General features: G+C 70.8%; 16 protein-coding genes. 12 read left to right on the top strand and 4 right to left on the bottom strand.

Annotation, left to right across the window (positions count from 1 at the left end; all coding sequences use genetic code 11):
- Positions 1-742 precede the first annotated feature (742 nt).
- On the bottom strand, positions 743-916 hold the full coding sequence (locus ACSMXV_RS31145; RefSeq protein WP_351300170.1) for a hypothetical protein: 174 nt from the start codon (positions 914-916) through the stop codon (positions 743-745).
- Between the two features lie 320 nt (positions 917-1,236).
- On the opposite strand from ACSMXV_RS31145, the gene ACSMXV_RS31150 reads away from it, so the two are divergent.
- The 4 genes from ACSMXV_RS31150 to ACSMXV_RS31165 all read left to right on the top strand — a co-directional run bounded on the left by ACSMXV_RS31150 (position 1,237) and on the right by ACSMXV_RS31165 (position 4,782).
- Positions 1,237-1,890, top strand: a complete 654-nt coding sequence (locus ACSMXV_RS31150) for a response regulator transcription factor (protein ID WP_181662400.1) — start codon at positions 1,237-1,239, stop codon at positions 1,888-1,890.
- Positions 1,891-1,898: 8 nt separating this feature from the next.
- Complete coding sequence (locus tag ACSMXV_RS31155; RefSeq protein WP_473174470.1) at positions 1,899-3,131, top strand: sensor histidine kinase; 1,233 nt, start codon at positions 1,899-1,901, stop codon at positions 3,129-3,131.
- 417 nt (positions 3,132-3,548) lie between these two features.
- The gene (locus tag ACSMXV_RS31160; protein WP_053655247.1) at positions 3,549-3,845 is read left to right on the top strand and encodes a DUF4193 domain-containing protein; all 297 of its coding nucleotides are present in this window, start codon (positions 3,549-3,551) and stop codon (positions 3,843-3,845) included.
- Between the two features lie 13 nt (positions 3,846-3,858).
- A complete protein-coding gene (locus ACSMXV_RS31165; RefSeq protein ID WP_473174471.1) occupies positions 3,859-4,782 on the top strand; it encodes a hypothetical protein in 924 nt (307 codons plus the stop codon).
- A 149-nt stretch (positions 4,783-4,931) separates the two neighbouring features.
- On the opposite strand, the gene ACSMXV_RS31170 is transcribed toward ACSMXV_RS31165, so the two are convergent.
- Positions 4,932-5,399, bottom strand: a complete 468-nt coding sequence (locus ACSMXV_RS31170; protein WP_473174472.1) for a DUF3093 domain-containing protein — start codon at positions 5,397-5,399, stop codon at positions 4,932-4,934.
- Between the two features lie 81 nt (positions 5,400-5,480).
- Here ACSMXV_RS31170 and ACSMXV_RS31175 point away from each other — a divergent pair, with 81 nt between their 5' ends.
- From ACSMXV_RS31175 to ACSMXV_RS31210, 8 genes are all read left to right on the top strand, one after another.
- Entirely contained in the window at positions 5,481-6,065 is a 585-nt protein-coding gene (locus ACSMXV_RS31175; RefSeq protein ID WP_473174473.1) for a PaaI family thioesterase, read from the top strand.
- Positions 6,062-6,595, top strand: coding sequence for a dUTP diphosphatase (dut, locus tag ACSMXV_RS31180; RefSeq protein ID WP_181864271.1), 534 nt, complete (start codon positions 6,062-6,064; stop codon positions 6,593-6,595). The genes ACSMXV_RS31175 and dut overlap by 4 nt, the downstream gene beginning before the upstream one ends.
- A 1-nt stretch (position 6,596) precedes the next feature.
- On the top strand, positions 6,597-7,361 hold the full coding sequence (locus ACSMXV_RS31185; protein WP_473174474.1) for a DUF3710 domain-containing protein: 765 nt from the start codon (positions 6,597-6,599) through the stop codon (positions 7,359-7,361).
- Positions 7,362-7,727: 366 nt separating this feature from the next.
- Positions 7,728-7,883 carry a hypothetical protein gene (locus ACSMXV_RS31190; protein ID WP_473174475.1) on the top strand — a complete coding sequence of 52 codons (156 nt, stop codon included), beginning with the start codon at positions 7,728-7,730 and terminating at the stop codon, positions 7,881-7,883.
- A gap of 163 nt (positions 7,884-8,046) precedes the next feature.
- A complete protein-coding gene (locus ACSMXV_RS31195; RefSeq protein ID WP_473174476.1) occupies positions 8,047-10,596 on the top strand; it encodes a DUF4118 domain-containing protein in 2,550 nt (849 codons plus the stop codon).
- 164 nt (positions 10,597-10,760) lie between these two features.
- On the top strand, positions 10,761-11,477 hold the full coding sequence (locus ACSMXV_RS31200; RefSeq protein WP_473174477.1) for a response regulator: 717 nt from the start codon (positions 10,761-10,763) through the stop codon (positions 11,475-11,477).
- Positions 11,478-11,719: 242 nt separating this feature from the next.
- A complete protein-coding gene (locus ACSMXV_RS31205) occupies positions 11,720-12,118 on the top strand; it encodes an OB-fold nucleic acid binding domain-containing protein (RefSeq protein ID WP_473174478.1) in 399 nt (132 codons plus the stop codon).
- 3 nt (positions 12,119-12,121) lie between these two features.
- Positions 12,122-12,916 (top strand): DUF3159 domain-containing protein, encoded by a 795-nt coding sequence (locus tag ACSMXV_RS31210; RefSeq protein WP_473174479.1) that lies wholly within the window; start codon positions 12,122-12,124, stop codon positions 12,914-12,916.
- A 249-nt stretch (positions 12,917-13,165) separates the two neighbouring features.
- Here ACSMXV_RS31210 and ACSMXV_RS31215 read toward each other — a convergent pair whose 3' ends face one another.
- A complete protein-coding gene (locus ACSMXV_RS31215) occupies positions 13,166-13,843 on the bottom strand; it encodes a potassium channel family protein (protein ID WP_181662411.1) in 678 nt (225 codons plus the stop codon).
- A complete protein-coding gene (locus tag ACSMXV_RS31220; RefSeq protein WP_181662412.1) occupies positions 13,843-14,511 on the bottom strand; it encodes a potassium channel family protein in 669 nt (222 codons plus the stop codon). Before ACSMXV_RS31220 ends, ACSMXV_RS31215 begins: the two co-directional genes overlap by 1 nt.
- Between the last annotated feature and the right edge of the window lie 35 nt (positions 14,512-14,546).

Raw genomic sequence — 14,546 nt, forward strand, 5'->3', positions numbered from 1 at the left:
CGGGCCGGACGCTGTGCGCGGCGCGCGGCGTCCACGCGCCTGCGGCCGCGACTGACGATGGATGGCGCGCCTGAGTTCCGCGTCCGCTGGGCAGTGGTTCGCGCGGGTTTGCCGCCTGCGTGGGGGTGGCGTGGGGCAGCTCGCGGCTGGCCGCCGTCGGCCGGCACGCCACCTGCCGGTGCACAACCCGCGACGGCGCGCGCCCTAGCGTGGGAGCTGGGCGTGGCGGGGGTGGGCGCAGCCCACGGAGGGCGGGCGCCCCGGCCCGGGACCCCGGTCTCCGGTCCCCGGCACGGGCCGGGTTATGCGCCCCGGCCCGGGACCCCGGTCTCCGGTCCCCGGCACGGGCGGGGTTATGCGCCCTGGCCCGGGACCCCGGTCCCCGGCACGGGCGGGGTTATGCGCCCCGGCCCGGGACCCCGGTCCCCGGCACGGTCGGGGGTGTGCGCCCCGGCCCGGGACCCCGGTCCCCGGCACGGTCGGGGGTGTGCGCCCCGGCCCGGAACCCCGGTCCCCGGCACGGTCGGGGGTGTGCGCCCCGGCCCGGAACCCCGGTCCCCGACACGGTCGGGGGTGTGCGCCCCGACCTGGGACCCGGTCCCCGGCGTGGGATCAGCGCCCCGGCGTGGTGGGCGCAATCCACGACGGCGGGTTCCCACGAGCGCGCGGCGCCGACGGCAGTCGCCTCCGCACGCGAGAGGGCCCCGGCAGCCGACTGCCGGGGCCCTCTCCTGCGAGCGGTTCAGGCGCGCGACGCGCCGACCTCCACGCCGTGCTCGGCGGCCAGGCGGCGCAGGTCGTCCAGCTCGCCCTGCTCGACCTCCGCAAGGAAGTCGTCGCCCGTCTCTCGAGCCCGGGTCAGATCGGACTCGGTCGCCCTTATGCGCTGCAGAAGTCCCGTGGTGAAAGCGTCCATGCTGCGCCCCTCGTCCTGGGTCGTGGGTCGGTGGCACGGGGGTGTGCCCTTGGAAGGGGCGATCACGTCTCTTGTCGCTCTGCGGAAAGCGATCGGTGGCACGCCACATACAAAGCGTGATCGCGGGTGTGAGGTCGTCTTCCCCCACCGGACTTCCGGGGAAACATGCCTGACGCGAGAAAAATCGCGCATTCCTGTGAGCACACCCGTCTTACAGCCGGTTTATGGCCGAAAGAGGCAGGATGGAGGCCTCATCCCACGACGGACCGTGCCCGCGTGCGCCCTTGGGCCTTGCGGGTGACACAGGAAGGACAAGCGACGTGCGCGTACTCGTCGTCGAGGACGAGCAGCTGCTCGCCGATGCGGTGGCCACCGGACTGCGCCGGGAGGCCATGGCCGTCGACGTCGTGTACGACGGCGCTGCCGCCCTGGAACGCATCGGAGTCAACGACTATGACGTGGTCGTCCTCGACCGCGACCTTCCGCTCGTCCACGGTGACGACGTGTGCCGCAAGATCGTCGAGCTCGGCATGCCGACGCGCGTCCTGATGCTCACGGCCTCCGGCGACGTCAGCGACCGCGTCGAGGGCCTGGAGATCGGCGCCGACGACTACCTTCCCAAGCCCTTCGCGTTCAGCGAGCTCACCGCACGCGTGCGTGCCCTCGGACGCCGTACGAGCGTCCCGCTGCCGCCCGTCCTGGAGCGTGCCGGCATCAAGCTCGACCCCAACCGCCGCGAGGTCTTCCGCGACGGCAAGGAGATCCAGCTCGCGCCGAAGGAGTTCGCGGTCCTGGAGGTGCTCATGCGCAGCGAGGGCGCGGTCGTCTCCGCCGAGCAGCTGCTGGAGAAGGCCTGGGACGAGAACACGGACCCCTTCACCAACGTCGTGCGCGTCACCGTGATGACGCTGCGCCGCAAGCTCGGTGAGCCCCCCGTCATCGTCACCGTTCCCGGCTCCGGTTACCGGATCTGAAGCCCTCCATGGCCACTACGCCTGCGCCGCCCGCGGCGCCACCGAAGCCGACCTGGGACCCCCGACGTCCCGAACCCCCGTTCCCGTGGCTGCGCCCGACCATCCGGATACGGCTCACGCTGCTCTACGGCGGGATGTTCCTGATCGCCGGCATCCTGCTGCTGTCGATCATCTATCTGCTCGCGGCTCAGGCCCTCAACGTCGGCAGCGACCTTCCCTTCAAGATCACCGAGGGCAAGGTCACCAGCACCATCTGCGATCTGCCGGTGCAGGCGCCGCCCAGCGAGTTCAACAGCGCCATGAACGACTGCGTCAACGAGCAGCGTCAGCACGCGCTGGACAACCTGCTCAGTCGCTCACTCCTCGCGCTGCTCGGCCTCGCCGTGATCGCCTTCGCCTTCGGGTACGCGATGGCGGGCCGGGTGCTCTCCCCGCTCGGCCGGATCACGCGTACCGCGCGCCAGGTGGCGGGCAGCGACCTGTCCCGGCGCATCGAGATGGACGGTCCGGACGACGAGCTCAAGGAGCTCGCGGACACCTTCGACGACATGCTGGAGCGTCTGCAGCGGGCCTTCACGGCCCAGCAGCGCTTCGTCGGCAACGCGTCGCACGAGCTGCGCACGCCGCTGGCGATCAACCGGACCCTGCTCGAGGTGCAGCTCTCCGATCCGAGCGCGCCGCCGGAGCTGCAACAGCTCGGCAAGACCCTGCTCGCGACCAACGAGCGCAGCGAGCAGCTCGTGGAAGGCCTCCTGCTGCTGGCCCGCAGCGACAACCAGATCGTGGAGCGCAAGCCGGTCGACCTCGCGGAGGTCGCCTCGCGCGCCATCGAGCAGGTGCGGGAGGAGGCTGTCGCGGGGGGTGTCGAGATCCGCGGAGAACGCGTGCCGGCCGTCGTCCAGGGCAACGGCGTCCTGCTGGAGCGGATCGCTCTGAACCTCGTCCAGAACGCCGTTCGCTACAACGTCCCCGAAGGCGGCTGGGTCGAGGTCACCACGGAGGCACAGCACGGTCAGGCGGTCCTGGTGGTGTCCAACACGGGCCCGGTCGTGCCCGCGTACGAGATCGACAACCTCTTCGAGCCGTTCCGGCGGCTGCGTACGGAGCGGACCGGCAGCGACAAGGGTGTGGGGCTCGGTCTGTCGATCGCGCGGTCGGTGGCGCGCGCCCACGGCGGCCGCATCATCGCGGAGCCACGCGAGGGAGGTGGGCTTGTGATGCGAGTCACACTGCCGACGTGAGAGGGTCGCCGCGACACGCCGATGAATGGTGTGTTGGCGACACGCCGAGGCTGTTCGCTTTGCGGAATTTTCAGGACGTATGCCGGACTGGATCGTGTGTGATCGATCACAGGAGCAGATTTCCGGCCATATACTCTCCGTGATCAAGAATCCGGTCGGAAAGCCGGGAACGTGGGGGTTTTCGGGGGTCCTGATCACGGGAAGTACACGGGGTGGCGCCCGTGAAGTGCAACATTCGGACCGTGTACGGTCGCCATCGCCATCCAAGCCGATCACTCGTGAGGAGTCCGGTTGGGTGTCGATTGAGTAACAGACCTTGATGTGAGGCAAAATCTCCGCCTCGGGTCGGGCACAAGTCCGGCCTCTCACGCGTTACGTGCGCTGAGACACCACAGACACCCAGAGGGGGAGAGCGAAATGGCAACGGATTACGACACCCCACGCAAGACCGATGACGATGTCGACTCTGACAGCCTTGAAGAACTGAAGGCCCGCCGGAACGACAAGACGACTTCCTCGGTCGACGTAGACGAGTTCGAGGCCGCCGAAGGCCTTGAGCTGCCCGGAGCGGACCTCTCGAACGAGGAGCTGGCCGTCCGGGTGCTGCCGAAGCAGCAGGACGAGTTCACCTGCATGAGCTGCTTCCTGGTCCACCACCGCAGCCAGCTGGCGCGCGAGAAGAACGGCCAGCCGATCTGCCGCGACTGCGACTGAGGCGGGCTCGGCCGTGACAGGCTCGACTCCGCCCTGGAAGCGCCGCTTCCGCGCTGCGGAAGCGGATGGTGGCCCGTCTGACGGCGTGCATGACGACGAGCGAGGCCGTGAGGCCTCGGCCTCGCTCGAAGCCCCCCACTTGGGCAGCCCGCCGGCCGTCGGCATGGCGGGGGCCCTGGAGAGGGCTGACGACGTCTCGGCAGGGGACGTCGAGACGCCCCCGGCCAGGCGCCGATCGACCGCCGTCCGAGAGGGCGTGCGCAAGAGCGGCAGCCTTGCCAAGGCCGGCCTGGGCTATCTCGCGGACCGGATCATCGAGATCGCCCCGCGCGTCCCGGTGCGCGACCTGGCGACTCTCCGGAAGCAGTTCCCCGGACTGACCCCCGAGGAGCTCGCGGACAAACTGGTCGCCGGAGCGGCCAAGGCGTCCTCCACCGTGGGTGCGGGCGTCGGTGCGGCAGCGATGCTGCCCGTACCGCCCGCGATGCCCACTGAGCTGGCCGCCGAGATCACCGGTGTCGCGGCGATCGAGCTGAAGCTGATCGCCGAGCTCTACGAGGTCTACGGAGTGCGTCCGCCCGGCAACCTCAAGGAGCGCAGCGCCGCGTATCTGACGTCGTGGACGGAGGAGCGCGATGTCGATGTCAAGAAGCCGGCGACGCTCGCTGCCGCCTTCGGCGGCCCCATGAAACTCCAGCTACGCCAGCAGATCATGAAGCGGATGGTCAGGAACCTTCCGAGCCTGATGCCCTTCATGGTGGGTGCGGCCGTCGGTGCGCTCATGAACCGCCGCGACACCAGGAGGCTGGCCGAGCACATCCGCAGGGACCTTCGCAAGCGTCAGGTGCCGTGGGACGAGCTGCCGCAGCTGCCGCCGCTGGAGAAGCCGGCCGATGCGATCGTGGTGGGCGAGCTTCCGAAGGAGCTCGGCCACTGAGCCGCGCTGAGGCCGCGCAGGAGTCTCGCCGGCACTCGTCGACGCGGCCGCACATGCGTGCCCTGCAGGGGGCACCCCATCGCCTCTGGGGGCACCCCCGACGGTAGCTGGGCGATGAACGACTGCCCACAACGGGGCGAGGCGTCTCGCTACGACGCCCGTACCGCCGCAAGTGCCGCTGACAGGCGTTCCGGGTGGCGCGTCGACAGGTACAGGTAGGGCGTCCGGTCCTCGGGGTCGGTGACCTCGATGCGCAGCGCCGTCGGAATGTAGCCGCGCAGGAGCATGAAGGCGCGGGCGTCCGCCTTGTGGGTGCGCCAGGCCCGGGCCTCGTCCTCGTCCAGGATCTCCGCCTCACCGAGGGCCGACACCGGAATCTTCGCGTCCCCGGCGATCAGCAGACCCCCGACCACTCGGATGCGGACCGAGCCGTACGAGCTCACCACCACCGCCGCGGCCGCCGTGCCGCCGACGAGCCCGCCCAGCAGCGGCAGCGTGCCGAACGGCAGCAGGATGAGCGCCATCGAGATCCCGACCAGGACGGAGACCACCCACCAGAAGCGGGGTGCGGTGAGGCGTTCTTCGTAGGGTGATGCGGAGGGTGCGGAATGCTGCATGCAGCCAAGCTTGGCATGGTGACGGGAAGCGGCCGAGGCCAGGGCGGTCAGGGCGGGATACTCCGGGTAAGGTCTGCGCCTGTGAGTGGTACATCTACGGGCCTGATGCCCCCGGCCGACGCCGTGGCCCCCGTTCGGCACCCCGACGCGCCGGCTCCCGGGGAGCTGCTCGGCGCGCACTACGGACAGTGTTTCGGCTGCGGCGGCGAGCAACCGCACGGGTTGCAGCTGGAGGCCCGCGCGGGCGACGGCGTGAACGTCACCGCCGAGTTCACGGTACGGCCCGCCCACCAGGGTGCTCCCGGCCTCGCGCACGGCGGTGTCCTGGCCACCGCGCTGGACGAGACGCTGGGCTCGCTGAACTGGCTGCTGCGCGTCGTCTCCGTCACGGGCAGGCTGGAGACCGACTTCCTGCTCCCCGTGCCCGTCGACACGGTGCTGTATCTGGAGGCCGAGGTCACCGCCGTTGCCGGCCGGAAGATCTACTCCACCGCCACCGGCCGGATCGGCGGCCCCGACGGTCCGGTCGCGGTCCGCGCCGACGCCGTCTTCATCGAGGTCAAGGTCGACCACTTCATCGAGAACGGCCGCCCTGCGGAGATCCGGGCCGCCATGAACGACCCGGACCAGGTCCGGCGCGTCCGCGCCTTCGAGGTGAACCCGTGACCCCCGCCGCCCGTGAGCCGCTCGTCGTGCAGATCCGTCGTATCGACCCGGACGTTCCGCTTCCGGAGTACGCACATCCCGGTGACGCGGGGGCCGATCTGCGGACAACCGAACCGTGCGAACTCGCCCCTGGTGAGCGGGCCGTTCTCCCCACCGGGGTGGCGGTGGCGCTTCCTGAGGGGTACGCGGCCTTCGTGCACCCGCGTTCCGGTCTCGCGGCCCGTCTCGGTGTGGCGTTGGTGAATGCCCCGGGGACGGTGGATGCCGGGTACCGTGGGGAGATCAAGGTGATCGTGGTGAATCTCGACCCGCGCGAGTCCGTGCGGTTCGAGCGCTTCGACCGGATTGCTCAACTGGTCGTCCAGCAGGTCGAGAAGGTGCGCTTCCAGGAGGTGGCGGATCTTCCCGACTCGGCGCGGGCCGAAGGGGGCTTCGGTTCCACCGGCGGTCATGCCGCCGTGGGCGGCGCGGATGGGCACGTGGGCGGGAATCGATACGCTTCGGTCGTATCCGACCGGGAAGGACAGTGACGTGTTCGGACGTCGCAAGAAGAGGGGTTCCGCCGAGGACGCGGCGGACGCGGCGAGCGAGGCCGAGCAGGTCGTCGACGTCGACGCGGCGGACGAGGCGGAGGCGGAGCGCGTAAGGCTCGAGCCCGCGCCGCGCCCCGACGGCCCCTGGGACAGCTCCGAGGTACGGGATCCGGCCGAGGGCCGCGTGGACCTCGGTGGTCTCTTCATCCCGGGTGTCGAGGGCATGGAGCTGCGCGTGGAGGTCGCGGGCGACGCGATCGTCGCCGCGACCGTGGTGCTGCGGGACAGCGCCATCCAGCTGCAGGCCTTCGCCGCCCCCAAGCGCGAGGGCATCTGGCGCGAGGTCCGCGAGGAGATCGCCTCCGGCATCACCAAGCAGGGCGGCGTGATCGACGAGATCGAGGGACCGCTCGGCTGGGAACTGCGCGCACAGGTGCCGGTGCAGCTGCCGGACGGCACGGGCGGCTTCCAGGTGGTCCGGTTCGTGGGTGTCGACGGGTCGCGCTGGTTCCTGCGCGGAGTGATCTCCGGACAGGGCGCGGTGCAGCCGCAGACCGCCGGCCTGCTCGAGCAGATCTTCCGGGACACCGTGGTCGTCCGCGGGGAGGGCCCGATGGCGCCCCGCGACCCGATCGTCCTGAAGCTGCCGAACGACGCGCAGATGGTGCCCGAAGGAGTTCAGCAGGAGGACCAGAGCGGCTCGCGTTTCTCCGGCGGCATGGGCCAGCTCTCGCGCGGGCCCGAGATCACCGAGGTGCGGTGACGCTTCGCGCCGGCGTGTAGTCGTGCCGGGCCGATGGGCCGCATCCCTGCCCGGGGTGCGGCCCATCGGCCTTCCGGCGCGAGAGTGGGTCCGCCGGCGGGGGCTTGCGGCTGCGCGGCGAGCTTGCGGGCCGGGGCGCGCCGGTGCGCGCGTCGTTTCGTCCGGTGTCGGCGCCGCGCGGGGATGTACCCCCCAGTGCCTTAAGGGCCTGGGAGGTGCCCCTCCAGGTTCGGCGCCGAGCTGTTGACGTCAGACGGCTCCGGAGGATTGCGCCGGCCTTCCCCGGTGCCTCAAGGGCCTGGGTGGTATCCCCAGCGGGCGCACATCCTGGCGCGGCCCCTTCGGCGCGCTTGAGGCTGCTGCCGGGTGGTCGGGCTCGACGGCGACGCCGCGTTCCTCCCGGTGGCCACCGACGACGAGACGGAGCCGGAGGTCCGCGCCTCCCCGGCCCGCCGCTTCCCAGGGCGGACCGGTAGCCGGGATGGGCCCCGCCGGGCCCACATCGCGGGCGGGCGCGACTAGTGATGCCCGCGGTCCCGTATCAGGGTTGCGTCAAAGACTCCCCGTGCCCCGCTGTCCAGCCCGTATGCCGTGATTCCTGGCGGTACCGTCTGGTCGAGGCCGACTGGAGCACACCGGAGCGCTGACCGGGGTGTCCGCGGCCGTCACGGAAGACAATGGGGCCATGGGACGCGGCAAGCTTCGGATATACCTCGGTGCGGCGCCGGGCGTGGGCAAGACGTACGCCATGCTGTCCGAGGCGCACCGGCGCGTGGAACGGGGCACCGACTGCGTGGTCGCCTTCGTGGAGCACTATGGCCGGCCGCGCACCGAGGTCATGCTGCACGGCCTGGAGCAGATCCCGTGCAAGGAGCTGGCGTACCGCGACACCGTCTTCACGGAAATGGACGTGGACGCCGTCCTGGAGCGCGCCCCGGCCGTCGCCCTGGTCGACGAGCTGGCCCACACGAACGTCCCCGGCTCGCGCAACGACAAGCGCTGGCAGGACGTCGAGGAGCTGCTGGCGGCGGGCATCGATGTCGTCTCCACCGTCAACATCCAGCACCTCGAGTCACTGGGTGACGTCGTCGAGTCGATAACCGGCGTACGGCAGCGCGAGACCGTGCCGGACGAGGTGGTGCGGCGCGCGGACCAGATAGAGCTGGTCGACATGTCGCCCCAGGCGCTGCGGCGCCGCATGGCACACGGCAACATCTACAAGCCGGACAAGGTCGACGCGGCCCTGTCGAACTACTTCCGCCCCGGCAATCTGACCGCCCTGCGCGAGCTGGCCCTGCTGTGGGTGGCGGACCGGGTGGACGAGTATCTGCAGGAGTACCGCAGCGAGCACCACGTCTCGAGGATCTGGGGCTCGCGCGAGCGGATCGTGGTCGGTCTGACGGGCGGTCCGGAGGGCCGTACGCTGATCCGGCGCGCCGCCCGCCTGGCGGAGAAGGGTGCGGGCGGCGAGGTGCTCGCGGTCTACATCGCCCGCAGCGACGGGCTGACGTCCGCCTCGACCAAGGAGCTGACGGCCCAGCAGACCCTCGTCGAGGACCTCGGCGGCACGTTCCACCACGTGATCGGCGATGACATCCCCTCCGCGCTGCTGGAGTTCGCCCGCGGCGTCAACGCCACGCAGATCGTCCTCGGCTCCTCGCGCCGCAAGGCCTGGCAGTACGTCTTCGGGCCCGGAGTCGGCGCCACCGTCGCCCGCGAGTCGGGGCCCGACCTGGACGTGCACATCGTCACCCACGAGGAGGTCGCCAAGGGGCGCGGGCTGCCGGTGGCGCGGGGCGCGCGCCTGGGCCGGTCCCGGATCATCGCGGGCTGGCTGGTGGGCGTGGCCGGTCCGGCACTGCTGGCGCTGCTGCTCACACATGTCGAAGCGGATCTCGGGCTCGCCAACGACATGCTGCTGTTCCTGGCGCTGACGGTGGCCGCGGCGCTGCTCGGCGGGCTGTTCCCGGCGCTGGCCTCGGCAGCGGTCGGATCCCTGCTGCTGAACTGGTTCTTCACACCGCCGCTGCACCGCCTCACGATCGCCGACCCGAGGAACATCGTCGCCATCGGCGTCTTCTTCGCCGTGGCCGTCTCGGTCGCCTCCGTCGTGGATCTGGCGGCCCGCCGCACCCACCAGGCGGCGCGGCTGCGGGCCGAGTCGGAGATCCTGTCGTTCCTGGCGGGCAGTGTGCTGCGTGGCGAGACGACGCTCGACGCCCTCCTCGAGCGGGTGCGCGAGACGTTCGGCATGGAGTCGGTGGCGCTGCTGGAGCGTGAGAACGACGTCGCGCCGTGGACCTGCGCGGGCAGCGTGGGCGCGCGGTCGCTGCTGGTCCAGCGCCCGGAGGAGGCGGACGTGGACGTGCCGGTCGGCGACCACATGGCGCTGGCGCTGTCCGGTCGCGTCCTGCCCGCCGAGGACCGCCGGGTTCTCGCCGCGTTCGCCGCACAGGCCGCGGTCATCCTGGACCGGCAGCGGCTCGAGTCCGAGGCCGAACAGGCCCGGGCGCTCGCCGAGGGCAACCGCATCCGCACCGCGCTGCTGGCCGCCGTCAGCCATGATCTGCGCACTCCGCTCGCCGCCATCAAGGCCGCCGTCACCTCGCTCCGCTCGGACGACGTGGCGTGGTCGGAGGAGGACCAGGCCGAGCTGCTGGAGGGCATCGAGGAGGGCGCCGACCGGCTCGATCACCTGGTGGGCAATCTGCTGGACATGTCGCGGCTGCAGACCGGCACCGTCACCCCGCTGATCAGGGAGATCGACCTCGACGAGGTGGTGCCGATGGCGCTGGGCGGCGTACCGGAGGACAGCGTGGTCCTGGACGTTCCGGAGAGCCTGCCGATGGTGGCCGTCGACCCGGGGCTGCTGGAGCGCTCGGTCGCCAACATCGTCGAGAACGCCGTGAAGTACAGCTCGGGCCGGCAACCGGTCCTGGTGGCGGCCAGTGCGCTCGGCAACCGGGTCGAGGTGCGCGTGGTGGACCGTGGCCCGGGCGTGCCGGACGAGGCGAAGGAACGCATCTTCGAGCCATTCCAGCGCTACGGTGACGCTCCCCGCGGCACCGGTGTCGGCCTGGGCCTCGCCGTCGCCCGCGGCTTCGCCGAGGCCATGGGCGGCACGCTCAACGCCGAGGACACTCCCGGGGGCGGCCTCACCATGGTGCTGACCCTCAAGGCAGTCGTGGGCCGCCCGCAGATCGGTCCCCGCCTTCCCGCGGAGGCCGCCTCGTGACCCGGCATGCGCACGGGACGGAACGCCCGCTTGATCGCTTCAGCTTGAGCTCGTCAGCTCGTCATCTCACGGCGGGATCCGGCCCTCACGACCTCCGCAGGAGATGACCTCACGACCGCCGCAGCAGAAGACACGACCGCCGCAGCAGAAGAAAGGCAGGCCCCATGCTGCACTCATCTGGGGGAGACCCCCAGGACCCCACGAGGGTGCTCGTGGTCGACGACGAACCCCAGATCGTCCGCGCGCTCGTCATCAACCTCAAGGCGCGCAAGTACGAGGTGGACTCGGCCTCCGACGGCACCGGCGCACTCCAGATCGCCGCCGCCCGCCACCCCGACGTGGTCGTGCTCGACCTGGGTCTGCCCGACATGGACGGCGTCGAGGTGATCAAGGGACTGCGCGGCTGGACCCGCGTACCGATCCTGGTGCTCTCCGCCCGCCACAGCTCCGACGAGAAGGTCGAGGCGCTGGACGCGGGCGCCGACGACTACGTCACCAAGCCCTTCGGCATGGACGAGCTGCTGGCCCGGTTGCGCGCCGCCGTCCGCCGGGCGGAGCCCGTCGGGGCCGGCGATGACGAGGTCGTCGTGGAGACCGAGGACTTCACCGTCGACCTGGCCGCCAAGAAGGTCAACCGCGGTGGACGCGACGTGCGCCTGACCCCCACCGAGTGGCATCTGCTGGAGGTCCTCGTACGCAACACCGGCCGCCTCGTCAGCCAGAAGCAGCTCCTACAGGAGGTCTGGGGGCCCTCCTACGGCACCGAGACGAACTATCTGCGCGTCTACATGGCCCAGCTGCGCCGCAAACTGGAGGCGGACCCGTCGCATCCGCGGCACTTCGTCACGGAGCCGGGGATGGGGTATCGGTTCGAGCGGTGAGCTGCTTGGCCGGGGGTCCGGGGGTTGCCCCCGGGGGGGATGCAGCATCACGGAGCCGGGGATGGGGTGTCGGTTCGAGCGGTGAGCTCGCACCCGGGGCGGGGTGCCGGTTCGGGAGAGGTGCCGACCGGGTATCGGAGCAGGAGAGCGCGCAGACGAGCACCTGTTCCTCCCCCACTGCCTCACGGGGCCTGGGAGGTACCCCCAGTGTCACAGCCCAGCCCCCCGGTAGGCTTCCTGTTATGAGTGCTGACCCTCGTTCCGAAAAGCCGGCGGGCCGGTTCCGGCGCATGCTCGACCGGCTTTCCTCGTCCCAGGAGGACCTGGAGTCGGAGGAGCTGCGCGAGGACGCCGACACCGCAGGCTGTACGCGTATAGGCGACTGTCGCGACCGCCAGATCGTGACGGTTACTGGTACCTTGCGCACGGTCACCCTGCGACCGCGGGCCGGGGTCCCGGCCCTGGAGGCGGAGCTCTTCGACGGCTCCGCGGCCCTGGACGTGGTGTGGCTCGGCAGGCGCTCCATCGTGGGAATCGAACCGGGGCGCAAGCTGATCGCATCGGGCCGGATCTCGATGAGCCGGGGCCGCCGGGTGCTCTTCAACCCGAAGTACGAACTCAGACCGCTCGGACGGGAGTAGCCGGTGACGTCCCTCGACAAGCCGACCGACCATCGGACCACGGACGGGGACGCCGAATCCACCGACTCCAGGGCAGTGACCGAGGCCGCACTCTTCGAGGCCTTCGGCGGTGTGCGGGGCATGGTGGAGACGGTGCTCCCGGGCCTGCTCTTCGTGGCGATCTACACGATCAACAAGGACCTGCACACGTCGGCCATCGCGGCCCTCGGGGTGTCCCTGCTGCTGGTCGTCGTCCGGCTGGTCATGAAGGACACCGTCAAGCACGCCTTCAGCGGCGTCTTCGGCGTCGCCTTCGGCGTGGTCTTCGCGATGATGACCGGCAACGCCAAGGACTTCTATCTGCCGGGCATGCTCTACACGCTGGGCCTGGGCCTCGCCTACATCATCACGACACTCGCAGGCGTCCCCCTGATCGGCCTCATCCTGGGACCGGTCTTCAAGGAGAACCTCTCCTGGCGGACCCGGAACCCCGGCCGCAAGAAGGCGTACGCGAAGGCCAGTTATGCCTGGGGCCTGATCCTGCTCGCCAAGTGCGCGATCCTCTTCCCGCTCTACTGGTGGGCCGACACCACCCAGCTCGGCTGGGTCCTGGTGGCGCTGAAGATCCCGCCGTTCCTGCTTGCGGTCTGGCTCACCTGGCTGTTCCTCGCCAAGGCGCCCGCGCCGATCGACGTCTTCGCGGAGATGGAGGCGGAGGAGCAGGCCAGGAAGGCGAAGGAGCAGGAGAAGCCGGGTGCGGGCGAGGAGTCGGACCCGGACCGCAAGACCGCGGCGGGGCGCCACCGCCGCGAGGCGTAGGGCCGCGCAGCCGTCCGACGACCGCAGCCACCTGCACGACGGAGGGGGCGCCCGGAATCATTCCGGGCGCCCCCTCCGTGTTGCCCGCCGTCGCGGGTGTGCCGCTGTGCCCACCCTCCCCCAAGCTCTCGGCTTCGCTCGAGCAGGGGGACCCCCATCGCCCCAGCGGCACGATTGCCCACAGCGGCGGCGCAACTGCCCACAGCAGCGGCACGACCGCCCGCAGCGACCAGCGGCTAGCGACGCGCGTCAGCTCGCCGCGTCCTCCCGGCGTACCGACAGCAGGTCCTCGAGTTGTTCCTCGCGGGCCTGGGCAGCCACGAACAGGAGCTCGTCGCCCGCCTCCAGGGAGTCCTCCTGGGTGGGGGCGAGGACCCGGTTGCCGCGGATGATCGTCACCAGCGACGTGTCCTCGGGCCACTCGACATCGCCGACCTGCGTGCCGGCCAGGGCCGACTCGGGCGGGAGCGTCAGTTCGACCAGGTTCGCGTCGCCGTGGCTGAAGCGCAGCAGGCGTACGAGGTCGCCGACGCTCACCGCCTCCTCGACCAGGGCCGACATCAGGCGCGGTGTGGAGACGGCGACGTCGACGCCCCACGCCTCGTTGAACAGCCACTCGTTCTTGGGGTTGTTCACACGGGCGACGACCCGCGGGACCCCGTACTCGGTCTTCGCGAGCAGCGAGACGACGAGGTTGACCTTGTCGTCACCCGTGGCCGCGATGACCACGTTGCAGCGCTGCAGCGCCGCCTCGTCGAGCGAGGTGATCTCGCACGCGTCGGCGAGCAGCCACTCGGCCTGCGGTACGCGCTCGACCGAGATGGCGGTCGGCGCCTTGTCGATGAGAAGGACCTCGTGCCCGTTCTCCAGCAGCTCGCCGGCGATGGAACGACCCACCGCACCGGCTCCGGCAATGGCGACCCTCATCAGTGACCGCCCTCCTCAGGACCCTCGGCGAACGCCGCCTCGACCTTCTCGACGTCGTCCGTACGCATCATCACGTGGACGAGATCGCCTTCCTGCAGAACCGTCTGCGAGGTCGGCAGAATCGCCTCGCCCAGCCGCGTCAGGAACGCGACCCGGACCCCCGTCTCCTCCTGGAGTCGGCTGATCCTGTGGCCGACCCAGGCCGGTGACGTGTGCACCTCGGCGAGCTGCACCCCGCCGGTGGGGTCGCGCCACAGCGGCTCCGCGCCGGACGGCAGCAGGCGCCGCAGCATCTGGTCGGCGGTCCAGCGGACCGTCGCCACGGTCGGGATGCCAAGACGCTGGTAGACCTCGGCGCGGCGGGGGTCGTAGATCCTGGCCGCGACGTTCTCGATGCCGAACATCTCGCGGGCCACCCGGGCCGCGATGATGTTCGAGTTGTCGCCGCTGCTGACGGCGGCGAAGGCGCCCGCCTCCTCGATGCCGGCCTCGCGCAGGGTGTCCTGGTCGAAGCCGATACCGGTGACGCGGCGGCCCCCGAACCCGGAGCCCAGACGGCGGAACGCCGTGGGGTCCTGGTCGATCACGGCGACCGTGTGCCCCTGTTGCTCCAGGGTCTGCGCGAGAGCGGAGCCCACTCGTCCGCAGCCCATGATGACGATGTGCACCTGACCTCTACCCCGCAGTCCTCGTCACCCTGCTG

The sequence above is a fragment of the Streptomyces sp. DSM 42067 genome, from assembly GCF_055792885.1.